Genomic DNA, 20548 nt, shown 5'->3' on the forward strand with positions numbered 1-20548 from the left:
CGGCCCCCGGGGAGTGATCCCCCCGGGGGCCGCACGTGTTCAGGGCAGGCGCAGCACCTCCACCTCGCCGCCGTCCCACCCGGGGGGCACCACCGCGTAGGCGTCGGCCAGGGCGGCGCCGCGCAGGCTGCCCGGACGGTCGTGGCCCACGGGATCGGCCCGGCCCCGGCTCACGCGTACCGCGACCAGGCGGGTGTCGTCCGGTCGGGAGCGCACCTCGCCCGCCAGTGGCACCCGCGCGAGTCCGCCGGTGGGGTCGGGCCGCCCGGACATCGCGCTCAACAGGGGCACCAGCAGGGTGAGCGAGGCCACGAGCGCGGCGTTCGGGTTGCCGGGCAGCCCGACGACCACCCCGCCCTCCGTGCGCGCGAGCAGCTGGGGGTGCCCGGGGCGGCAGGCCACCCCGTCCACGACCACCTCGGCGCGCATCCCACGCAGCACCTCCCGCAGGTGGTCGGCGGGGCCCTTGGAGGACGACCCGCACACCACCACCACGTCGGTCCCGGACGTAGCCAACGCCTCACCCAGGTCCGTGAAGCCGTCGCCCAGCGCCCTCACCCGCTCCAGGCGCGCCCCCGCCCAGGCGAGCAGCCCGGGCAGCATCGGGCCGATCGCGTCACGCACCATGCCCTCGCCCGGCAACCCGCTCCCGGCGATCTCGTCCCCGGTGACCAGTACCGACACCGTCGGAAGGCGTACCCCCAGGGTGTCGTGGCCCAGGCTCGCCGCCAGCCCGAGCACCGCCGGACCGACCTCGGCCCCCGCCGGGAGCACCCGCTCGCCGGGCGCGGTCTCCTCCCCCGACCAGCGCACGTGCCGCCCCGGAAGCGCGTCGCCGCGTACCCAGCCGTCCACCACCTCCGCCCGTTCGTAGGGCAGGACGGCCTCGGTGCCCTTCGGCACCCGGGCACCCGTGGCGACCTCCGCCGCCTCCCCCGCGCCCAGCGCGAGCCCGGCCACCGGCGCCCCGGCCAGCTGGGAGCCCACCAGCAGCCAGGGCCCCTCCCCCGCGACGGCGAACCCGTCCATGGCCGAGGCGTCGAAGGCGGGCAGTCCCACCAGCGCTCTCAGCTCGGAGGCGAGCACTCCGCCCAGGGCCCCGCCCAACGGGACGTCGCGCACGGGAACGCGCGACCGCGCGCCGAGCCCTCGCGCCCGCTCACGCGCCCGCTCCCAGGGAACGGCACCTCCGTGCCCCTCACACGCCGCACCGTCCGCCACCGGGATGTCCATGCCACTTTCCGTCCACTCCGTCGCCGGGTGTGCCCCGGAGCCGCGCCCGACGCACCTGACGCGGACGCTACCGCCCCCGGCGGTCCCTCCAGGGGACCGGCTCACCACCCCGCCGAGCTCCGATTTGCCGTCTGTCGAATCTCCGCTAAAGTCTGTACCAGCAGCAAGGCGGGGCCAACGGAAAACGGGGGCCGGGCCGGGCAGCAAGCGGACGTGGCTCAGCTGGTAGAGCATCACCTTGCCAAGGTGAGGGTCGCGGGTTCGAATCCCGTCGTCCGCTCGGAGGAGACGCGGGGCGGGAGACCGCCTCACGTGTACTCGGTGGAGTGGCCGAGAGGCGAGGCAGCGGCCTGCAAAGCCGTCTACACGGGTTCAAATCCCGTCTCCACCTCCCAGTCTCACTGGGGCGATTAGCTCAGTTGGCTAGAGCACTACCTCGACACGGTAGGGGTCACAGGTTCGAGTCCTGTATCGCCCACAAGCAGGATCGCAGGTCAGAGAGTTATCTGGCTGTAGCGGCGAAGATGATCATCCCACCTTGGGAGATATCTGGGAGATCATCTTCGAAGCGGGTTCCTCCGGGAGCCCGCTTTCGCTGTTTCCACGGTAGTGCTCTTCGAGGATCGACGCCATAGAGAACAGCCGATCGCGCTCCCAGTAGGTGAGGGCGTCCACGCTCTTCCTCCACCGCTTCTCGGTCACCTTGAGTACACGCTTCTTCATCTTCGGGGTGACCAGTTCATAGACGCGCTTCATCCCCGGGATGGTGTGCCCCAGCCTGGCGGGTTACGCAGCGTTTCGCGGTTGACGCCCAACTGGTCGGCCACTCGGGCGATGGCCCCATCGCGGGTAGTCGCGACACAAGTCCGAAGGAAAAGCGATGACCCGCCCTCCACTCACCACTTCGTTCGAGGAGTACGAGGTCTGGTTCGTCACGGGTAGTCAGAGCCTCTACGGAGAGGAGACGCTGCGGAGCGTGGCCGCCCAGTCCCAGACCATCACTGCCGAGCTGGCCGCCGGCGTACCGGTCAGGGTGGTGTGGAAGCCCGTGCTCACGGCCTCTGAGGCCGTCCGGAGGACCGTGCTCGAAGCCAACGCCGACGACCGGGTCATCGGTCTGGTCGCGTGGATGCACACCTTCAGCCCGGCGAAGATGTGGATCTCCGGCCTCGACGCACTCCGCAAGCCCTTGTTGCACCTGCACACGCAAGCGAACGTCGGACTGCCGTGGAGCGAGATCGACTTCGACTTCATGAACCTCAACCAGGCCGCACACGGCGACCGCGAGTTCGGATACGTCCAGACTCGCCTCGGGGTGCCGCGCACAACGGTGGTCGGCCACGTGAGCGACCCGCACGTGGTCGCCGCAGTCAGTATGTGGCAGCGCGCGGCCGCGGGTCTGGCGGCGGCTCGGGGCACCAGGCTCGTCCGCTTCGGGGACGACATGCGCAATGTCGCGGTCACTGAGGGAGACAAGACCGAGGCCGAACGTGTTTTCGGCGTACAGGTGAACACGTGGGGTGTCACCGAGCTCGCGGACGCCGTGCACTCGGTGTCCGACGCCGCGGTCGACGCCCTCGCCGACGAGTACGAGGGCCGCTACGAGATCGCCCCGAACTGCGCAGAACGGGAGAGCGGCACGGGTCGCTGCGCTACGGGGCGGCGATCGAGGCCGGGCTGCGGTCATTCCTGGAGGAGGGCGGCCTCTCGGCGTTCACGACCAACTTCGAGGACCTGGGTGCGCTGCGTCAGCTACCTGGGCTCGCTGTCCAGCGCCTGATGGCCGACGGGTACGGGTTCGGCGCAGAGGGGGACTGGAAGACCGCTCTGCTGGTGCGCGTCGCCGCGGTCATGGGCGCCGCCCTGCCGGGAGGTGCGAGCCTCATGGAGGACTACACCTACGACCTCACACCCGGTGATGAGTGTGTTCTGGGCGCGCACATGCTCGAGGTCTCCCCCTCGCTCACGACGGCCAGGCCCAGCCTCGAGATCCACCCACTCGGCATCGGCGGCAAGGAGGACCCGGTCCGGCTGGTCTTCACCGCCGATGCCGGTCCGGCCGTCGTGGTCGCGATGAGCGATCTGCGCGACCGGTTCCGACTCGTCGCGAACGCGGTGGAGAACCTGCCACTGCCGTCGCCGTTGCCGAAGTTGCCAGTAGGTCGCGCCCTCTGGAGGCCCACACCCGATTTCCGTACCTCGACGACGGCCTGGCTCATGGCGGGAGGAGCCCACCACACCGTCATGACGACACAGGTCGGACTGGACGTATGGCGTGACTTCGCCCGGATGGCCGATGTCGAACTGCTCGCCATCGGCCAGGCCACCGACGTGGCGGGGTTCGAGCGCGAACTACGCTCGAACGCCGCCTACTACCGGCTCGCCCAGGGCCTGTAGCCCTCTGGGGGAGTGCCCACGACGGAGGGCGTCGTAGCAGCACGGGCCCCGACCCCCCGACCCCCCGACCCCCCGACCCGTCCAATCACTCCCCCAGAGTCCGCGTCAACGGCCGTACTCGGACTGCGGCATGCTGCGTTCGGATCGTAACCACGCTGCCGCTTCGGGGGTGCGCTTCTGAACCGGATGTCGTGGGGCCGGGCGCACCCCGTCTGGCCGGGGTGAGGACGATGCGGGGCGAGAGACTGGCAGGCTCGCGTGTCCGGGTAGCGCCTATTCGAGTCTGAGTTCCTGCTGAATGATCACGGAGAGTCGTGGTCAGGGGCGTAGCGGCTCCAGGGGCCGTCCGCGTCAGCGGCGATGCGGGTTGAGGTCTTGTCGTGAAAGCCCAGTGAGCGGGCGATGACCGGTGCGGAGGCCTGAAGGACCAGATACCGCAGGGACGAGGTGCGGACCTGGTGGGTTGGAATGCCCATGAGGCGTAGGTGATCGGCCAGGGCCCCCCGGTTGCAGCCGTTGTCCGGCCCGGCGGCCGGGGAACTGCCACGGTCAATGGGGGGTTCGTGGCGGTGTGACGAAGCGGCAAGGGCCTGCGGGCTCCCGACCGGGCCGGTCGGGAGCCCGCAGGCCCCGGGCAGAGGGGTCACTGCTCGGCACGGACCCTTGCCACGATGCGGTCGATGGAGACCCCGTACCGGTCGTTGAGCGTGGGCAGGGCCCCGGCGTCGAGAAAGGCGTCGGGCAGGGCGATCGGCGTCACTTTGCGGGACACCCCGCGGCGCAGCAGCTCGGAGGCGACCGACTCGAACAGGCCGCCGACGACCGAGTGGTTCTCCAGCACGTAGACGCGCCGGTCCGGGCCGACGGCCTCCAGCACGGCGTCCACGTCGAGTGGCTTCACGGTCGCGTTGTGCAGGACCGCGGCCCCGATCCGGTCGTTCTCCAGGAGCTCCGCGGCTCGCAGGGCCCGCTCCGTCATCAGGCCGGAGGAGATGAAGAGGACGTCCTCCCCGTCACGGAGCAGGGAGGCCCTGCCGAGCTGGAAGGTGTAGTCGTACTCGTCGAGCACAGTCGGGACGGCGCCCCGGAGGATGCGCGTGTAGGTCGGCCCCTCGTGCGCGATCAGCTGCGGCACGGCCTGCTCGATGTCCACCGAGTCGCACGGGTCGACGACGGTCAGGCCCGGGATCGCCCGGAGCATCGCAATGTCGTCGGTCGCCTGGTGGCTGGGCCCGTAGCCGGTGGTGAGCCCGGGGAGCGCGGCGACCACGTTGACGTTGAGGCCGGGCTCGGCGATGTCGAGGCAGAGGAAGTCGTAGGCGCGCCGGGTGGCGAAGACCGAGTAGGTGGAGGCGAAGGGGACGAAGCCCTCCAGCGCGAGGCCGGCGGCGGCCCCCATCATCACCTGCTCGGCCATGCCCATCTGGTAGAACCGGTCCGGGAGGGCGTCGCGCAGGATGTGCATGTCGGTGTACTTGGCCAGGTCCGCCGAGAGCCCGACGATGCGCGGGTCGGCTTCGGCCGCCCTGAGCAGGGCGTGTCCCAGGGGCGCCTGAACAGTCCGGGCCCCGGGGTCGGCGGTGGACGCGATCATGGCGTCCGAGGTCAGTCGGCGTTCGGTGGTCGGACTCAACTCCGGATCCCCTCCTCCAGCTGCTGGTGGGCCTTCTCCCACTCCTGCGGCTCCACCCTCATGAAATGCAGTTTCTCTCGCTGTTCGAGCATGGCCACTCCCTTGCCCATCCTGGTGTCGCAGATCAGGGCCTTCGGTGCGCCGGCCATCGGGCGCAGCTCGTCCAGGGCCGCAACCACGGCGGCGGGGTCGTTGCCGTCGACCCGTCGCGCGATCCAGCCGTTCGCCCTGAACTTCTCGTCAGCGGGGTCGGTGCGCATGACCTCCTGGGCGGGCCCGTCGGCGACCTGCCCGTTCATGTCCACGACGGCGATCACGTTGTCCAAGCCGAAGTGCGCCGCGGCCTGGACCGCCTCCCAGGTGGAGCCCTCGCTCAGCTCCCCGTCCGAGAGGATGTTGTAGACCAGCGCGCCGCTGCCCTTGCGGCGCATGCCCAGGCCCGTGCCGACGGCGACGCCGAGCCCGTGGCCCAGCGACCCTCCGGAGATCTCCATCCCCGGGGTGTACGTGGACATGCCGGACATGGGCAGCCGCGAGTCGTCGGTCGCGTAGGTGGACAGCTCCTCTTCGGGGATCACGCCCGCCTCGGCGAGCGCCGCGTACAGGGCGATCGCGTAGTGCCCGATGCTCAGGAAGCAGCGGTCACGCCCCTCCCACGCGGGGTCGTCCGGGCGCATGCGCAGCGCGTCGGTGTACAGGGCGGCCAGGACGTCGGCGATGCCCAGGGCCTGGCCGATGTAGCCCTGCCCCTGGACCCGTGCCTGAATCAGGGCGTTGCGGCGGATGCGGTAGGCCGCCTCGCGCACACCCGCGATCCGGGCGTCCCAGTCCGCCGGAGCGGGCGCCTCGGCGCTGTGCTCGTTACCGTTGCTCACGGGTTCTTCCCCTCAGTCCGCTTCTCGTATCCGCTGATCGCGGCGACCTTGGCCGCCGAACGCGACTCCGGATCGAATCGGTGCCCGAGCCACTGGGAGACCAGCGCCCGCGCGTGCTCCAGGCCGATGACCCTCTCGCCCAGCGTGAGGACCTGGGCGTCGTTCGACTTGATGGCGCGCTCGACCGAGTAGGTGTCGTGGGCCGTGACGGCGCGAACACCGGGCACCTTGTTGGCCGCGATCGCGACCCCGAGCCCGGTACCGCAGACCAGCAGGGCACGGTCCACGGTCCCGTCCGCGACCAGTCTCGCCGCGCGGACGGCCACGTGCGGGTAGTCGGTCTTCTCGTCGGGGGCCACGCCCACGTCGACGACTGCGGCCACGCGCGCGTCCGCCTCCAGGTCGGCCCTGAGGACCTCCCTGTAGCTGAGTCCGGCCCCATCGCTGCCGATCGCTATGCGCATTTCGGTCATTTCTCTCCCTCTTTCACCAGAATTGATCGCGCCGCGGTGACGGTCCACGCGAAGGAGACCGCTCCCGGGTCGGGCGTGCCCAGGCTCCTCTCCGCGAGGGGGCGCGCCCTTCCCCTCCGGGGCCTCAGGCCGGCGGTCTCGGCCGCGGCCCTCTCCGCGGCCGCGGCCGCCTCCGGCCAGGCCTGCGCCAGCGGCCGGTTCTGCTCGCGCGCCTCTCGCAAGGTGGCGACGAAGGGGATCACGGCGTCCACGAACGTCTTGTCGCCGGCCTCGGCGCCGCCCAGTTGTGTGACGGCGTCGAGGAAGCGGCCCGCGGCGGCGACCAGGTCGTCCTCGCTCGGGACCCCGGTGTCGCCGAGGTGCGCGCCGAAGGCCCGCAGCCCCGCGCCCCAGAGGACCCCGGACGTGCCGCCCGCCTGGTCCGCCCACGCGTCCGCGGCCAGGCCGAGGGTCGTAGCGGCGCCCGCGTGGTTCTCGACAGCACGCTCGGCGGCGGCCAGCGCGGCGGAGACCCCGCGCACCATGCCGCGGCCGTGGTCCCCGTCCCCCGCGACGGAGTCGAGCCGGCCAAGCTCGGACTCGCCCTCCGCGATGCGCGCGTGCACCGCGCGCAGGGCGGCGGTGGCGAGCGCGGCCCACTCGCGCGACGGGGTGTCCCCCTGGGGGATCGGATCAGCGGCGGGGCCCGCCGGCTCCGATCGGTGGGGGCCGTTCGGACCCGGGGCCGGGCCGGTGGAGGCCTCCCTGCCGCGGGCCGCCCCCTTCGTGTAGGCGGGGGTGCGCGCGGGAGCGGTCCAGTAGCTCTCCAGCTCGGGGTCCAACCAGGTGACCGAGAGGGAGGTACCGGCCATGTCCAGGCTGGTCACCAGCTCGCCCACCTCCGGTTCGACCAGGGTGAGGCCGGAGCGGCGGAGCAGCGGGGCGACATGGCCCCAGAGCAGGAAGAGCTCCTCGTACTTGGTCGCCCCCAGACCGTTGAGCACGACGGCCACGCGGTCGGAGGCTCCTTCGGGGGCCTCTGCCAGCACGCGGGCCACCAGGTCGGCGGCCAGGTCGCGGGCCGGGGGCAGCGGCCCTTCGGACAGCCCCGGTTCCCCGTGGATGCCCAGGCCCAGCCCCATACCGCGGCCCGGCAGGTCGAAGAGCGGACGCTCCGCCCCCGGAATTGTGCAGCCGGCGAAGGCCACCCCGATGGTCCGGGTCGCCGTGTTGGCGGCGCGGCCGGCCCTCTCGGTCTCGGCCAGCGGGAGCCCGGCCTCCGCGGCGCCCGCGAGGACGCGGAAGACCGTGAACCCGCCGGCGATGCCGCGCCGCTGGTCCCGCGTGTTGGGCGGCGCGCTGGCGATGTCGTCCGTCACCACCAGGTGGCGCGTCTGCACGCCCTCCTCCTGGAGGCGGCGGGCGGCGAGGTCGAAGTTGATCACGTCGCCCTGGTAGTTGCCGTAGGCGAAGACCACCCCTCCCCCGTTGTCGGCCGCCCGGGCTACGGAATAGGCCTGCGCGGCGGAGGGCGAGGTGAAGACGTTGCCCACCACCGCCCCGTCCGCCAGCCCGGGGCCCACCAGGCCGGCGAAGGCCGGGTAGTGTCCCGCGCCGCCGCCGAGGACGACGGCCACCTTTCCGGGCGGGCCCGCGACGGTGCGCACCACACCGCCGGGGACCGCGGAGACCGTGTCGGCGTGGAGGTCGGCGAAGCCCCGGAGCGCGTCCTCGCTGAACGACACGGGATCGTCGTGGATTCTGGTCATGGCGTTGTTCCTTGGTCCGTGGTTCGTCCGGTCAGCCGACGAGCGCGAGGCTGATCTGCGGCACGTAGGTGACCGCGATGAGCACGAGGGAGCTGGCCAGGTAGAAGGGCAGCAGGGCGCGGACGGTCTGTTCGATGCGGATGCGGGCGATGGACGTGGAGATGTACAGGGTGGTGCCGACCGGCGGTGTGAACAGGCCGATGCCCAGGTTGAGCACCATGATCACGCCGAGCTGGACGGGGTCCAGGCCGATGCCCGCGGCGATGGGCAGGAGCACCGGGGTGAGCAGCAGGATCGCCGGCGACATGTCCAGGAAGGCACCGACGAACAGCATCAGGAGGTTCATCAGCAGGAGGATGACCACACCGGCCGTGATGCTGCCGAGCAGCATCGAGGACAGCTGCTGGGGCACCTCCTGGACGGTGATGAACCACCCGAGCGCGGAGGAGGCCATGATCAGGAACATCACGACGCCAGTGGCCGCGGCGCTGTTGACGGCGGACCGGGCGAGGCCGCTCAGGGTGAGGTCGCGGTAGACGACCACCCTCAGGAGCACCGCGTAGAGAGCGGCGAGCACGGACACCTCGGTCACCGTGGCCACCCCGCCGAAGAGCAGGACGCGGATCAGGACGATGGGCGCCAGGACCAGAGGTAGCGAGAGCAGGACGCCCTTGAGGACCTTGCGCCAGTCGAGGGGCTCGCGCACCACCGGGTACCCGCCGCGTCTGGCGACGAACCAGCAGACCAAGAGGAGCGCCGCGGCCAGGAGCAGGCCGGGGACGATCCCCGCCAGAAACAGGGCCGCCACGGACACGCCGGACACCGACGCGTAGAGGATCAGCGGGATGGAGGGCGGCAGCAGTACACCGAGGATCGACGAGGAGGCGTTGACCGCGGCGGCGTAGGGGGCGGGGTAGCCCTCCCTCTTGGTCCACGGGATCAGCACCGAACCCAGGCCGGAGGCGTCGGCGACGGCCGATCCGGAGACTCCGGAGAAGACGACCGAGGTGGCCACCGAGGCCTGGCCCAAGCCGCCGCGGAACCGTCCCAACAGGCTGGAGGCGAGCGAGATCACCTGTGCGCCGAGCTTGCCGCTGGTGAGCAGGTCGGCGGTGAGGATGAAGAACGGGATCGCCAGGAGCAGGAAGCTGACGCTCGGCGAATAGGCGGTCTGCGCGACGATCTGCAGCGGGACGTCCCCGACCAGGAGGAGGCCCGCGAGCGTGCTGGCCAGCAGGGCGAAGGCCACGGGCATGCCCAGGGCGAGCAGGACCAGGAAGGCGAGGAAGGCGACAGCGACCTCAAGCACGGTTCTCACCTTCCTCTGCGGCTTCGGTGAGTGTGGCGTAGGCGCGGATGCCGCACTGGACCGCGAGCACGGCGATCGTGACCATGAAGGCCAGGAAGCTCCAGAGCACCGGCCAGCCCAACATCGGGCTGAGTTGGCGGGACATCGGGACGATCAGCTGGAAGGAGAGCAGGAGCACGAAGACGTGGGTGAGTGCGCTGAGCACCCACATGTACAGCTCCACGCGGCGGCGGCGCTCGGGCGCGAACTTGTTGGTGAAGTAGTCGACGGTGAGGTGGCCCCGCCGCCCCATGGCCGCGATGACCCCGCCCGCGATCAGCCAGGGGAAGAGGTAGGTCGGGAGTTCGGTGCTGATCTGGCTGCTGGTGTTGAAGGCGTAGCGCATGATCACGCCGTAGACGAGCGCACCGCCGATCACTGCCGTGGCGGCCACCGCCAGAGCGGATCCCAGCATGATGAAGGGGCGGTCCGCCGGGTGGAGGGCCAGCCGGTCGGGATGCTCGGCAGCCGCCGTCTGGAGACGGGGGTCGGCCCCGCCCCCTCCGTTTGCCGCGGTTGTCATGATCCGCTCCGCTCTGGGCTGGTCTGCTCGGCGGTGCGCCGCAGTTCGTCGACCAGTTCCGGGTATCGCTTCTCGTAGGTGTCGTAGACCCCGGCGGTCGCCTCACGCAGGGCTTCCCGGTCCGGTTCGGTCACCGTGAGGCTCTCCTCGAATTCGGAGAGGATCGCCTCGGACTGCTCGGCCATGAGTTCACGCTGGTGGTCGCGCGCGGAGGCCGCCGCTTCGGTGAGCACCTGCCGGTCCTGTTCCTCCAGGGAGTCCCAGGTCTGGGTGCTGATGAGGAAGGGGGTGACCTCGTACTTGTGCCCGGTCAGGGCCAGTTCGGTCTGGACCTCGTTCAGGCGTGAGGCCGCGATGTTGACCAGGGGGTTCTCCTGGCCGTCGACGGCTCCCTGCCGCAGCCCCAGGTAGAGCTCGCCGAAGTCCATCGGGGTGGGGTTGGCGCCGAGTTCGTCGAAGATGGCGACCGTCATCGGGTCGTCGGGGGTGCGGATTCGCAGCCCCTTGAGGTCCTCGGGTGCCTCCACGGGGCGCCGGCTGTTGGTGGTGTGGCGGATGCCGTTGTCCCACCAGGCCAGGACGTGGTAGCCCTTCTCCTCGGCGAGCGCGGCGATCTGGTCGCCCACGGGCCCGTCGATGACGGCGTAGGCGTGTTCGGGTGAGTCGAAGAGGAAGGGGAGGCCGAAGAGGCCGGCTTCGGGTACGGCCACGGAGAACGAGCCCTGGCTGTTCGCCGTGATGTCCAGGGTGCCCGAGGCGACGGAGACCATCATCTCGGAGTCGGAGCCGAAGGTCTCGGCGCCGAAGACCTGGACGCGCAGGCGGCCGTCGGTGGTTTCGGAGACGAGCGAGGCGAACTCGTCGGCGGCGAGCGACCGGGGGTTGCCGGGTGCGGCGCCGTGGCCGAGGAGCAGCCTGCGCTCGACCCCGTCGGCGGCGACCTGATGGTGCAGCGCGTTCGCGACCAGGCAGAGGACGAGGCTGAGGGCAATCATGCCCGAGAGGGACAGCAAGCGTCTCCGAATCAATCGGGACACCTCCTTGCGTGCGGCCGTGCGCTCGCGCGGCGGCCATCTTGCGGTCAGTGGATGTGGGAGCCGCCGTTGACGTCGAACGTCGCACCTGTGACGTATCCGACCTCGGGGCCGCAGAGGTAGGCGATCAGGCCGGCGACGTCGGCGACGTCTCCGCCGCGTCCGACGGGGATCTCTTCGATGAGCTGGGCCCGACGCTCGTCCGTGAGCTTTCCAGCGGTGATGTCGGTGCCGATGAACCCCGGGGTGACCGCGTTGACGACCACGCCGTCGGGGGCCGCTTCGCGGGCCAGCGCCCGGGTCAGCCCCAGCACCGCGCCCTTGGCGGCGGAGTAGTGGGAGCCCCCGAAGACGCCTCCACCGCGCTGGGCGCTGACCGAGGACAGGTTGACCACGCGTCCGTGGCCCCGCTCGCGCATCCCCGGCAGGGCGCGCCGGGTGGCGAGGAAGGTCCCCTCGACGTTGACGGCGAAGATCCGTCGCCATTCGTCGAGCGTGATGTCGGCGAAACGCGTGGGCGCGGTGATGCCCGCGTTGTTGACCAGGGCGGTGACCGGGGGCAGGTGGCTCCCCTCGACCGCGGCGAAGGCCTGGTCTACCGATTCCTCGGAGGTCACGTCCGCGGTGGCGGCGAGGGTGGGGACGGAGTACTCGGCGGAGATCTGCTCGGCGGCCGCCGAGGCGGCGTCGCCGTCGATGTCCAGGATCGCGATCGCGAAGCCGTCGGCGGCGAGTCGGGCCGCCGTGGCGAGCCCGATACCACGGGGGGAACCCGCGCCGGTGATGACCGCGCAGCGGTCGGTGTCGGTGTGCGTGTGGGTGTTCACGATGACTGGGTGCTCCCTTGTTCGGCGTGGGTGAGCAGGCCGCCCACCAGGTCTCTGCTGCGTGCGGCGTCGGCCGCACGGTCTGTCTCGGCGACGTCGCGGGTCTCCAGTTCGAGGATCAGGTCCCCCTGGTAACCGGCCTCTTCGAGCGCCACGAGGACGCCCGGGAAGTCGGCCCGGCCGCGACCGATGCCGATGTTGATGTCGCCCGGCAGCGCGTCGCGCAGGTGGACGTGCTCGATCCGGTCGGCGTTCTGTTCCACCCAGCTGACCTCGTCAGCGCCGCCGGCGCTGACGTGGCTGGTGTCGAACACGAGGCCGATCCGCTCCGCGGGCAGTCGGGACAACAGGTCGGCGGCCCGCTCGGTGGAGTGCGCCAGGCGGTGGAAGTGGGGGGCCTCGACCAGGACGCGCACCCCGTGTTCGGCGGCTTGGTCGGCTGCGGCGAGCAGGCGCCGGGCGACCTGGTCCAGGTCGGCTCCGAGGTCTCCGGAGAGGGGTTCGCGGTCGGCCTTTCCGCAGGGGAGGACGAGGCTGGCGCCGCAGGCGGCGGCGGTGTCGATGAGCGGTCCGAGCACCCGGGCCAGGTCGGCGTCGCTCAGGTGCGGGTCGTTGAGGTCGCCGGGGTCGGCGTTGACGGCGCAGACCCTGAGCCCCGCGGCGGAGGCGGCGTCGGCGACCGCGTCGGGGTCGCCGTGGAAGGGGACCGTCACGTGGTCGCACACACCCGGCAGCGCCCCGATGTCGATGTGCGCGAAGCCCAGTTCCGCGATGGACGCCAGCGCCTCACGGAACTCCTGCCGCCGAAACGTGATCGTCGAGCAGCCGAGCCGGGGATGCACTGTCACGGCCCGAGGCTGGGCCGCGGAAGGCTGAAATGGTGTGTGGTGGCTCATAACCGCAGGTGACCCCCGTCTCGGTTGTTTCCGGGACGTTAACCTGCCCTGCCATTCCATGTCAACTGTCGACTGTCGACCGTCACCATTCGAGGTCATCCGCGATAGGCTCTCCCCAGGCGGCCCACGCGCCGCAGGCGACCGCAACCGCAGGGCCGCGACGGCCAGCAGACCCGATGGGAAGTGCATTCATGACCGACGTGGAGCTGCCACTGGGCGGGGTCGAACGCCGGAGTCTCAAGGAGCAGTCGCTGGAAAAACTCCGTTCGGCGATCGAGACGGGCACCCTGGCCCCGGGTCAGCGCCTGGTGGAGACGCAGCTGAGCAAGGCTCTGACCGTCTCCCGCGGAACCCTGCGCGAAGCGGCCCAGGTGCTCATCCAGGAAGGGCTGATCGCCACCGACGAGCGGGGCCGGATGGTCGTCCGGGTCCTCACCCAGCGGGAGGTGCACGACATCTTCGCGGTGCGCAGCGCCCTGGAGTGCCTGGCCGCGCGCACCATCGCGCTCTCCGACCACCGCGAGGAGTCGGTCCTGGAGCTGGAAGGGGCCCTCGAACCCCTGCGGGAGGCAGGCTCCTCGCTCCAGGCCCTGATGGACGCGGACATGGCCTTCCACCGGCTGCTCATCGTGCACAGCAGGAACGAGACGCTCCTGCGCTCCTGGGACCACATCCTGGGGTCAGTCCGGGCGACCATCACGCGCGCGGGCGTGGCGGAGGCGCTGCGCAACATGGGTTGGGACCGGCACATCCCCCTGGTGCGGGCCATCGCGACGGGCGACCCGGACACCGCCTCCCAACGGCTCCAGGAACACCACGCGGAAACCGCCGAACGCCTGGCCGACCTCATCTTCAAGGACTGACACGGCCCCTGCCCGGGTGCGGTTCGGCCCGGCCGGCCCCTGTGCGCACCCCAGACCCCTGGCTGCGGCAACCGGACCGCGGGCCCCGTCGCCGCGCCGAGCTTCGTCGGCGTTGGCCGCCCATGACGGACAGGACCACCGTCGAGCCGGTGACCGGAGAGTTGGCGGATACCGCCCTGGCTGTTGTCCCCTCGGGGCCCTCGGAGGGCTCCGAGGGCCCCGAGGGGACGGAAGCGGCAGAAGCGGGCGGATGGCTGCGGCTGGAGGTCCGTTTTCAGTATTCAACCTCCAGGCAGAGTCCCGGGACCGATCTCGTTCGGGCCCTGCTGTCTGCCCGGGCCCCGCGCGTCCTGTCCCAGCAGCTCGGCCATGGACGCCTCGGACAAGTAACGGCGATCGCTGACCTGCCACTCGTCATGCAACTCGGCCAGCACCGCCCCGGCCAACCGCCCCAATGCCTTCGGACTCGGGAAGACCTGCACCACGTCCGCCCGGCGACCTCGCGATTCAACCGCTCCAGCGGGTTGGTCGATCAGATCTTCTTCCGAAGCCCGCTCGGGAAGTCCGCGAACGCCGTGATGTCCACCGCCGCCCCCGCCACCAACATCGTCGCAACCGTGTCCAGATGGGTGCGCACCGCCTCGGCGTTGCTGGGCGAAGACCGTGCGGATCGTGGCCGCGACCATCTCCCCCGCCCCTTGGGCCTTGGGCCAGCACATCACGCACGAAATGCACCCGACAGCGCTGCCAGGCCGCCCCGGGGAAACTGCTTGCGTGGGAGTCCGAGACCACCAAATGGACACCGCCCAGACCGCGTGAACGCAAGGACCGCAGGAACTCGGCCCAAAACGCGCGGGTCTCGCTGTCACCGACCGCGACCCCCGGCGCCTCCCGCCGCCCCTGAGCGCTCACCCCAGTAGCGATCACCACAGCCTGGGAGGCGATGCGGTGATGCACCCGAGCCCTGCAGTAGGTCGCGTCCAAGAACACGCAGGGGAAGGCGGTGTGGTCCACGAGCCGTTCGGCGAACGTTTCGATTTCTTCGTCCAGCGCCACGCAGATGCGCGAGACCTCGGTTCTGGAGTTCCCGAAGTCGGATCTCGGGGCTTCGACCAGGTCATCCACCGATCGGGGGGAGACCCCGACCTGCATGATCACGGCGAACAGGGCCCGATCGATGCGTCGGCCCTCGGGAAGAACGACCCGGAGCGGAGTTGGGGGAACTTCAGCTCCACGTCCCGGTCGTGGTGGTCAGGGTGGACTCACAGTGACCGTTGCGGCGGTCGGTGCGCCCAGGCGTGCGTTGGCGGGGGTGAACGCGCCGTTGGCGGCGGTGGTCTTGTCGATCAGTTCCTGCAGCATCCGCTCCAACGCGAGGCGGACCATGTCCACGTTTTCGGCGGCTTGTAGTGACTCCAGGAGCTGTTGCAGGTCGTGCTGGGACAGAGCCATCGTGCGTCCTTGAGTGAGAACTTCAGACCTTCCCTCGCCTTGGCGGTCAAACGGCGACTCGACTGGTTTCAATAGCCCCGCAGGTCACATCCCTGAACCCGGAGTTACAGCACTCCGAGGGACATGACCGCTGGGTGGGTACACCGTTCCTACAGTGCATGCCGACACGGACAGAACGGAGACGCGATGACAGGTGAGAGAGCTGAGTTGGCTGCGTTGCTCACCGCCGCGGAACACGCCGCCCCGGTGTTCTCGCTCGATGTGGTCGCCCGTAGCCTGCGCGCCCGGATCGCCGCGAGCTCGGTGTCGTTCCTGTTCGTCGACGTCGCCGGTCAACAGATGGCGCGGATCAACGAAGAGAACACCAACCGCAACGGCCCTCACATCGACCAGGTTCCTCTGCCCGACAGTGTCTACACCCAAGTGCTGCGTGTCCAGGAATTGATACGAGTGCCCGCCGAGGGAGGCGGGGAGCGTGTGCTGGCGCCGGTGACCAACCGAGGCGACACCATCGGCCTCCTGGAACTGCTCGTGCCGGAGGCCACCGAGGAGGTCCTAGCCCAAGTACGCGAGGCTGCCCACGCGCTCGCCTACATCATCGTCACCGACCGGCGTTTCACCGACCTCTACCACTGGAGGCAGCGCACGACACCGGTCAGCCTGGCGGCTGAGATCCAACACCAGCTCCTGCCCGACGCCTCATGTTGCGAAGCACCGCAGTTCACCCTTGCTGCGGCCCTGGCGCCCGCCGACTCCATCGCCGGAGATACCTACGACTACGCCCTGGACCTGGACCACCTGAACCTCTCAATCACCGATGCCATGGGACACGATGTCGACGCCGCCCTCATGGCCACCCTGGTCGTCAACGCCTCCCGCAGCGCCCGCCGCGCCGGGAACTCCTTGGCAGAGCAAGCGGAGGCGGCCCACCGGGCCCTGGTCATCCATGGCGGCCACTCGTTGGTCACGGGGCAGATGCTGCGCGTGCCCCTGCGCGGAAACGGTGCGCGCCTGGTCAACGTCGGGCACCCCTGGCCACTGCTCTTGCGGGACGGCACCGTGGGCCAAGTGCAGTTGGATGTCGACCTGCCTTTCGGTGTGCCTGTGAACGCCTCCTATCGGGAGCAGGAGTTGGATCTTCGCCCAGGTGACCGCCTTGTTCTGTACACCGACGGTCTACAGGAGCGCGCGGCGGAGACGGTCGACCTGCCGAGTCTGATCGGTGACACGGCCTCTGAACACCCACGTGAGGTGGTGCACTCGCTCATCGTTGCCGCCGCTGATGCCAGTGGCGGACACCTGCTCGATGACGCCACCGTCATCTGCCTTGACTGGCGCGGCTCTCACCCGGCCAGTGGTGGACCGGCATGTGCTGGAGCAGACCGCACGTAGGCACACATCAGCCCAGGACATGGCGCAGCTCGCGCATCATCCTGCGCTGCGATCAGGGCGGAACCGACGCCGATGTCGCCCGGGAACTTGGGATCTGGCCACAAACAGTCGGCACGTAGCGCAACCGCAACATCGACGGCGGTCCAGAAACACTCACGGACAAGGGGTCCCTGGGCCGGCCCCCGCAAAATCACCGACCTCGAGCGTGCGCTCCCGAGCCGGCAGGATCCGCTGGGCGTGTTCGGTCATGGTCACCTCCTCGGAGTCCAGCTCGGCGATCCGGCCGTCGCGGGAAGGGCAATAGTTGCCGGTGTCCAGCACGGTCTTCCCATTCAGCAACCCCTCGGGCAGGAAACTGTAGGCGCTCAGCGGGATACTGAGCAGGGTTGCCTCCCCAGCATGGACGGCCTCTTCCACGGTGCCAGCTAGAGCTCGCTGCCCCAACTCCTGGACCAGACCGCTAAGGCTCTGGGGGCCACGTGAGTTGGCGATCACCACATCGATGTCCGCCGCAACCGCCAACCGCGCGACGGCGGTTCCAATCTCTCCGCTTCCGATGATTCCCATGGACATTGCCGTTACCTCTTTTCGTCGTGATCGCACACACACCATCAGCGCACGAGCGCGTGCCCACAAACGAGGACCTGACACCAGTGTTAGGGGCAAATCACGGGAGGTAGTGCTTCACGAGCAAGGGCCTGACCAGGGATCTCCGAGCCGACCATTAAGCGCCTAGTTCTCTGCGTACCGGTTGATGCCCATGGGTTCGGCCGCGCAGCGCCGGTACACCGCTTCGAACCCCGGGTGGAAGACCTGGTTCCGGGTTTCGACACGGCGCTGCCACTCCTGGATCTCACCGGTGCGGTCGCGTACCTCGGCGAGGATCTGCTCCTCGTTCACGCTGGTGACCTGTCCCTTGTCGACCACGATCTCCCCGTCGACCATCACCATGTCGATCGAGGAGCCGTTCTCGGCGTAGACAAGGTGCCGGTCGAGTTCGTTGCGCGGGGTGAACGCCAGCGTCGTTGTGTCGTACATGACCAGGTCGGCGCGCTTCCCCTCTTCAACGGAGCCGATTTTGTCCTCCAGGAGCGCGCTACGTGCGCCGCCCAGTGTGGCCGCGCTCAGCACCTCCTCCGTGGTCGGCCAGGCTGTGTGGTCGGGCGTGCTGACCTTGTGCAGCAGTCCTGCCGCCTTGATGACGTCGAGCATCCGGGCGCTGTCACTGCTCGACATCCCGTCGCTGCCTAGGGCCACGTTGACTCCGGCGTTGTGGAAGGCACGCCAGGGCGCGATCCCGGAGCCCAACTTGAGGTTGGAGATGGGGTTGTGTGAGACCGAGGTGCGGGTCTCGGCGAGCAGGTCGATGTCCTTGTTCGTCACCCAGATTCCGTGCGCCAGGGTGGTGTTGTGGCCCAGGGCGCCGAGCCGGTGCAGGTGCTCGACCATGGTGGTTCCGTAGAACTCGCGGCCGGTGACCATCTGTGTCTTGGTCTCCAGCACGTGGATGTGGCACTGGGCGCTGTGGCGCCTGGCCAGCTCGGCTGTCTCAGCGAGCAGGTCGTCGGTGCAGCGCTGCGGCCCTGAGGGCGCGACCATGTAGCGCAGTCTGCCCTGCGCGGCCCCGTCGAAGCGTTGGAACGCCTCGGCGCTGAAGTCCATGTAGTCCCGCGCGGTGGGCAGGGGTAGCGCGCGGACCTGTTCGATCAGCTGGCGGGGGACGGTCCCTTCGGTGTAGGGGAGGGTGTCAGTGAACGGCCGGTTGATGATGTGGCCGGAGATGTTGGCACGGATTCCCGCCTCCGCGTAGGCGTCGAAGACCGCGGCGAGCTGGTCGTGGTCCTGCGCGGGTGTTTCCAGGACGTCGTCGACCAGGCAGGTCACCCCGGATTTGAGGGATTCGATGGCGACAAGGAGCGTACGCAGCCGGATCAGGTCCGGGGGCAGGGGCGCCGAGCCGATGATGGGGTAGGCCAGAAGCATCCACAACTCCAGGGGGAGGTTGTCGTATCGCCCCCGGAACAGGGCTTCCCAGGAGTGGGTGTGGCCGTTGACGAACCCGGGGACCACTAGCCGGTCCCGGCCGCTGATCACGGTGTCGCCTGGTCGGGCGGTGAGGTCGGTTCCGACCTCGGCGATGCTCCCGTCCTCGATGAGGATGCTGCTTTCGATCGGGCGTGTGCCCGAACCGGGGGCCATGGTGAGTACTGTGGCGTTCTCGATCAGGATTGCCATTGCGAGTGTCCTAGCGTGGGCTGTTACCAGTCAGAAGGAAGGGGTCACACCCGCTCAGGCAATCGCTTCGCACCGAACGCACTGCTCACCCAGGCGGCGGCCGGGGCCGCGGCGATGGCGACGACGATGCCCTGGACGGCTGGGACTCCGAGGTCGAAGGTGGTGCCCAGGACCGCGGCGAGCGTGCCGAGCAGGTAGGCCGCGAAGCATCCCCAGCGTAGTGGCGGGTTCGCGTCCTCGTCGGGCAGGCTCGCCTTGTGGACCAGGAAGTACTGGCCGATGAGCGCGCCGCCGAGCGGCGGGATGACCACGCCGAGTACGACGAGGAACGTCTCCAGGGACTCATAGATCCCGGTCACGGCGATGATGATGCCCAGGATCACCCCGATGACGATGAAGGGGCGCTTGTTCCCGACGCGGAACAGTTCGGCCCCCGCGACACCGAAGGCGTAGGCGGCGTTGTCGTTGGTGGTCCACAGGTTGACGACGAGCAGCGCCAGTCCGACGCCGAGCAGCCCCATCTGGATGAGGACGACGGCAAAGTCCGGCTCCCCGTAGGCCGAGGCTCCGATCCCACCGAAGAAGAGCATGAGGCTCTGGCAGGAGAGCACGGCGCCCGCGGTCGCCAGAAGGGCGGCGCGGCCGCTGCGGGCGAACCGGCTCCAGTTCCCCACTTGTGTGCCGCCGCTGATGAACGTGCCGATCATGATGGTCAGGGCTGCACCAACGCTGATCGTGGTGTCTCCCCCGGCTTGCATCAGCGCGGACCATCCCCCTGTCTCGTCCAGAGCCCGGTTGGTGACCCATACACACAGCACCAGCATCAAGGGGACGGAGATCCAGCTCAGGATCTCCAGACCGCGGTAGCCGAAGTAGGCGCTGGCGCCCATGAGGACTCCGAACACCACGACGATGGGCCACACCTGGTCGAGCCCGAGGGCTTGGCCCAGGAGGTTCCCGAGCACGGCGATGGTGACGCCGTACCACCCCACCTGGGTTCCGCCCAGGACGATGCCGGCCCATTTCCCGCCAGCCACTCCGAGCAGTCGCCGGCAGAGCAGGACGGTGCTGAGCCCTGTGCGGGCGCTGATGACGGCGAGCGCGGAGATGTAGGCCGCGAGGACGCAGACGGCCACCCCGGCCCAGAGGAGGAACTCTCCGAAAGCGAAGTTCACCGCGATCTGGCCGCCAGCGATCATGGTGGGGCCGAAGAATATGAAGCCGAACAGCAGGATGAGCAGGGAGCTCATACTGCGGCGATCACTGGCAGGCACAGGCACCAAGGGGTAGTCCCGATCGATCCCTTGACCTGTGTCCGTGCTAGGCGCATTGCCCTCTGGCAACACGTTCAACGAGGAGGTGTTACTCATCCCGTGTCCTCTCGCGACGATCCATGCTGACGATCATCGAAACTAAACATGGGATGTTTCTGGGTCAGCGTCGCCGCGTGGCCGAGGCGTTAAACGGACACAGTCCTCATTACGTCGCCGCGCCCCTGGTCAGCGAACTCGGTGGAGTCGTTTCGGCACACCGCCCCCGGCGGCACCGCAATGGGACTCGTGCGATGCGTCAACAGCCCCGAAGCCGCTCCGGTTCAACAGTTGTCGCTGTCCCTTTCA

At 69.5% G+C, this 20548-nt stretch carries 18 protein-coding genes, 3 tRNA genes and 2 pseudogenes; 7 read left to right on the top strand and 16 right to left on the bottom strand.

Annotation, left to right across the window (positions count from 1 at the left end; translation table 11 throughout):
* Positions 1-39: 39 nt before the first annotated feature.
* The gene (locus ACFYL4_RS15980; protein ID WP_387518959.1) at positions 40-1233 is read right to left on the bottom strand and encodes a molybdopterin molybdotransferase MoeA; all 1194 of its coding nucleotides are present in this window, start codon (positions 1231-1233) and stop codon (positions 40-42) included.
* 207 nt (positions 1234-1440) lie between these two features.
* On the opposite strand from ACFYL4_RS15980, the gene ACFYL4_RS15985 reads away from it, so the two are divergent.
* The 3 genes from ACFYL4_RS15985 to ACFYL4_RS15995 all read left to right on the top strand — a co-directional run bounded on the left by ACFYL4_RS15985 (position 1441) and on the right by ACFYL4_RS15995 (position 1711).
* Positions 1441-1513 (top strand) — tRNA-Gly (locus tag ACFYL4_RS15985).
* Between the two features lie 40 nt (positions 1514-1553).
* Positions 1554-1624: transfer RNA gene (locus tag ACFYL4_RS15990), tRNA-Cys, on the top strand.
* Positions 1625-1637: 13 nt separating this feature from the next.
* A tRNA-Val gene (locus tag ACFYL4_RS15995) sits at positions 1638-1711 on the top strand.
* A 50-nt stretch (positions 1712-1761) separates the two neighbouring features.
* Here the strand turns inward: ACFYL4_RS15995 and ACFYL4_RS16000 are convergent.
* Positions 1762-1989 (bottom strand): hypothetical protein, encoded by a 228-nt coding sequence (locus tag ACFYL4_RS16000; protein ID WP_387518961.1) that lies wholly within the window; start codon positions 1987-1989, stop codon positions 1762-1764.
* Between the two features lie 124 nt (positions 1990-2113).
* Between ACFYL4_RS16000 and ACFYL4_RS16005 the strand changes: the two are divergent.
* Positions 2114-3138 (top strand): annotated as a pseudogene (locus tag ACFYL4_RS16005) (L-arabinose isomerase); the annotation flags it as partial.
* 36 nt (positions 3139-3174) lie between these two features.
* Positions 3175-3630 (top strand): hypothetical protein, encoded by a 456-nt coding sequence (locus ACFYL4_RS16010; protein ID WP_387519040.1) that lies wholly within the window; start codon positions 3175-3177, stop codon positions 3628-3630.
* Positions 3631-3932: 302 nt separating this feature from the next.
* On the opposite strand, the gene ACFYL4_RS16015 is transcribed toward ACFYL4_RS16010, so the two are convergent.
* From ACFYL4_RS16015 to ACFYL4_RS16060, 10 genes are all read right to left on the bottom strand, one after another.
* A complete protein-coding gene (locus ACFYL4_RS16015; protein ID WP_387518963.1) occupies positions 3933-4106 on the bottom strand; it encodes a hypothetical protein in 174 nt (57 codons plus the stop codon).
* A 167-nt stretch (positions 4107-4273) separates the two neighbouring features.
* Entirely contained in the window at positions 4274-5263 is a 990-nt protein-coding gene (locus ACFYL4_RS16020) for a transketolase family protein (RefSeq protein ID WP_387518965.1), read from the bottom strand.
* Positions 5260-6138, bottom strand: a complete 879-nt coding sequence (locus tag ACFYL4_RS16025) for a transketolase (protein ID WP_387518967.1) — start codon at positions 6136-6138, stop codon at positions 5260-5262. The genes ACFYL4_RS16020 and ACFYL4_RS16025 overlap by 4 nt, the downstream gene beginning before the upstream one ends.
* Positions 6135-6611: a ribose-5-phosphate isomerase gene (locus tag ACFYL4_RS16030; RefSeq protein WP_387518969.1), complete on the bottom strand. Its 477-nt coding sequence runs from the start codon at positions 6609-6611 to the stop codon at positions 6135-6137. Before ACFYL4_RS16030 ends, ACFYL4_RS16025 begins: the two co-directional genes overlap by 4 nt.
* Positions 6608-8359, bottom strand: a complete 1752-nt coding sequence (locus ACFYL4_RS16035) for a dihydroxyacetone kinase family protein (RefSeq protein ID WP_387518971.1) — start codon at positions 8357-8359, stop codon at positions 6608-6610. The genes ACFYL4_RS16030 and ACFYL4_RS16035 overlap by 4 nt, the downstream gene beginning before the upstream one ends.
* 31 nt (positions 8360-8390) lie before the next feature.
* Entirely contained in the window at positions 8391-9668 is a 1278-nt protein-coding gene (locus ACFYL4_RS16040; RefSeq protein ID WP_387518973.1) for a TRAP transporter large permease, read from the bottom strand.
* Positions 9661-10230 (bottom strand): TRAP transporter small permease, encoded by a 570-nt coding sequence (locus ACFYL4_RS16045; RefSeq protein ID WP_387518975.1) that lies wholly within the window; start codon positions 10228-10230, stop codon positions 9661-9663. The genes ACFYL4_RS16040 and ACFYL4_RS16045 overlap by 8 nt, the downstream gene beginning before the upstream one ends.
* Positions 10227-11225, bottom strand: coding sequence for a TRAP transporter substrate-binding protein (locus tag ACFYL4_RS16050; RefSeq protein ID WP_387518977.1), 999 nt, complete (start codon positions 11223-11225; stop codon positions 10227-10229). Before ACFYL4_RS16050 ends, ACFYL4_RS16045 begins: the two co-directional genes overlap by 4 nt.
* An 86-nt stretch (positions 11226-11311) precedes the next feature.
* Entirely contained in the window at positions 11312-12091 is a 780-nt protein-coding gene (locus tag ACFYL4_RS16055) for an SDR family NAD(P)-dependent oxidoreductase (RefSeq protein ID WP_387518979.1), read from the bottom strand.
* Positions 12088-12939 carry a sugar phosphate isomerase/epimerase family protein gene (locus ACFYL4_RS16060; protein ID WP_387518981.1) on the bottom strand — a complete coding sequence of 284 codons (852 nt, stop codon included), beginning with the start codon at positions 12937-12939 and terminating at the stop codon, positions 12088-12090. Before ACFYL4_RS16060 ends, ACFYL4_RS16055 begins: the two co-directional genes overlap by 4 nt.
* A gap of 239 nt (positions 12940-13178) precedes the next feature.
* Between ACFYL4_RS16060 and ACFYL4_RS16065 the strand changes: the two genes are divergently transcribed.
* On the top strand, positions 13179-13850 hold the full coding sequence (locus ACFYL4_RS16065) for a GntR family transcriptional regulator (RefSeq protein ID WP_387518983.1): 672 nt from the start codon (positions 13179-13181) through the stop codon (positions 13848-13850).
* A 281-nt stretch (positions 13851-14131) separates the two neighbouring features.
* Here ACFYL4_RS16065 and ACFYL4_RS16070 read toward each other — a convergent pair.
* Positions 14132-15302, bottom strand: a pseudogene (locus ACFYL4_RS16070) (IS256 family transposase).
* Positions 15303-15488: 186 nt separating this feature from the next.
* Here ACFYL4_RS16070 and ACFYL4_RS16075 point away from each other — a divergent pair.
* Positions 15489-16694, top strand: coding sequence for a PP2C family protein-serine/threonine phosphatase (locus ACFYL4_RS16075; protein WP_387518985.1), 1206 nt, complete (start codon positions 15489-15491; stop codon positions 16692-16694).
* A 153-nt stretch (positions 16695-16847) separates the two neighbouring features.
* Here ACFYL4_RS16075 and ACFYL4_RS16080 read toward each other — a convergent pair whose 3' ends face one another.
* The 3 genes from ACFYL4_RS16080 to codB form a co-directional block, all read right to left on the bottom strand.
* Complete coding sequence (locus ACFYL4_RS16080; RefSeq protein WP_387518987.1) at positions 16848-17306, bottom strand: NADPH-dependent F420 reductase; 459 nt, start codon at positions 17304-17306, stop codon at positions 16848-16850.
* A gap of 120 nt (positions 17307-17426) precedes the next feature.
* Entirely contained in the window at positions 17427-18929 is a 1503-nt protein-coding gene (locus ACFYL4_RS16085) for an amidohydrolase family protein (protein WP_387518989.1), read from the bottom strand.
* 44 nt (positions 18930-18973) lie between these two features.
* Positions 18974-20299, bottom strand: a complete 1326-nt coding sequence (gene codB, locus ACFYL4_RS16090) for a cytosine permease (RefSeq protein ID WP_387518991.1) — start codon at positions 20297-20299, stop codon at positions 18974-18976.
* Positions 20300-20548: the final 249 nt, after the last annotated feature.

It is taken from the genome of Nocardiopsis sp. NPDC006938, assembly GCF_042869555.1.
Classification (GTDB): Bacteria; Actinomycetota; Actinomycetes; order Streptosporangiales; family Streptosporangiaceae; genus Nocardiopsis.

What these genes read in the sequence shown, in the direction of transcription:
- ACFYL4_RS15980 (WP_387518959.1), bottom strand. Translation starts at nt 1,233, where the DNA reads ATGGACATCCCGGTGGCGGACGGTGCGGCGTGTGAGGGGCACGGAGGT.
- ACFYL4_RS16000 (WP_387518961.1), bottom strand. Translation starts at nt 1,989, where the DNA reads ATGAAGCGCGTCTATGAACTGGTCACCCCGAAGATGAAGAAGCGTGTA.
- ACFYL4_RS16010 (WP_387519040.1), top strand. Translation starts at nt 3,175, where the DNA reads ATGCTCGAGGTCTCCCCCTCGCTCACGACGGCCAGGCCCAGCCTCGAG.
- ACFYL4_RS16015 (WP_387518963.1), bottom strand. Translation starts at nt 4,106, where the DNA reads ATGGGCATTCCAACCCACCAGGTCCGCACCTCGTCCCTGCGGTATCTG.
- ACFYL4_RS16030 (WP_387518969.1), bottom strand. Translation starts at nt 6,611, where the DNA reads ATGACCGAAATGCGCATAGCGATCGGCAGCGATGGGGCCGGACTCAGC.
- ACFYL4_RS16035 (WP_387518971.1), bottom strand. Translation starts at nt 8,359, where the DNA reads ATGACCAGAATCCACGACGATCCCGTGTCGTTCAGCGAGGACGCGCTC.
- ACFYL4_RS16045 (WP_387518975.1), bottom strand. Translation starts at nt 10,230, where the DNA reads ATGACAACCGCGGCAAACGGAGGGGGCGGGGCCGACCCCCGTCTCCAG.
- ACFYL4_RS16050 (WP_387518977.1), bottom strand. Translation starts at nt 11,225, where the DNA reads ATGATTGCCCTCAGCCTCGTCCTCTGCCTGGTCGCGAACGCGCTGCAC.
- ACFYL4_RS16065 (WP_387518983.1), top strand. Translation starts at nt 13,179, where the DNA reads ATGACCGACGTGGAGCTGCCACTGGGCGGGGTCGAACGCCGGAGTCTC.
- ACFYL4_RS16075 (WP_387518985.1), top strand. Translation starts at nt 15,489, where the DNA reads ATGACAGGTGAGAGAGCTGAGTTGGCTGCGTTGCTCACCGCCGCGGAA.
- ACFYL4_RS16080 (WP_387518987.1), bottom strand. Translation starts at nt 17,306, where the DNA reads ATGGTGTGTGTGCGATCACGACGAAAAGAGGTAACGGCAATGTCCATG.
- ACFYL4_RS16085 (WP_387518989.1), bottom strand. Translation starts at nt 18,929, where the DNA reads ATGGCAATCCTGATCGAGAACGCCACAGTACTCACCATGGCCCCCGGT.
- codB (WP_387518991.1), bottom strand. Translation starts at nt 20,299, where the DNA reads ATGAGTAACACCTCCTCGTTGAACGTGTTGCCAGAGGGCAATGCGCCT.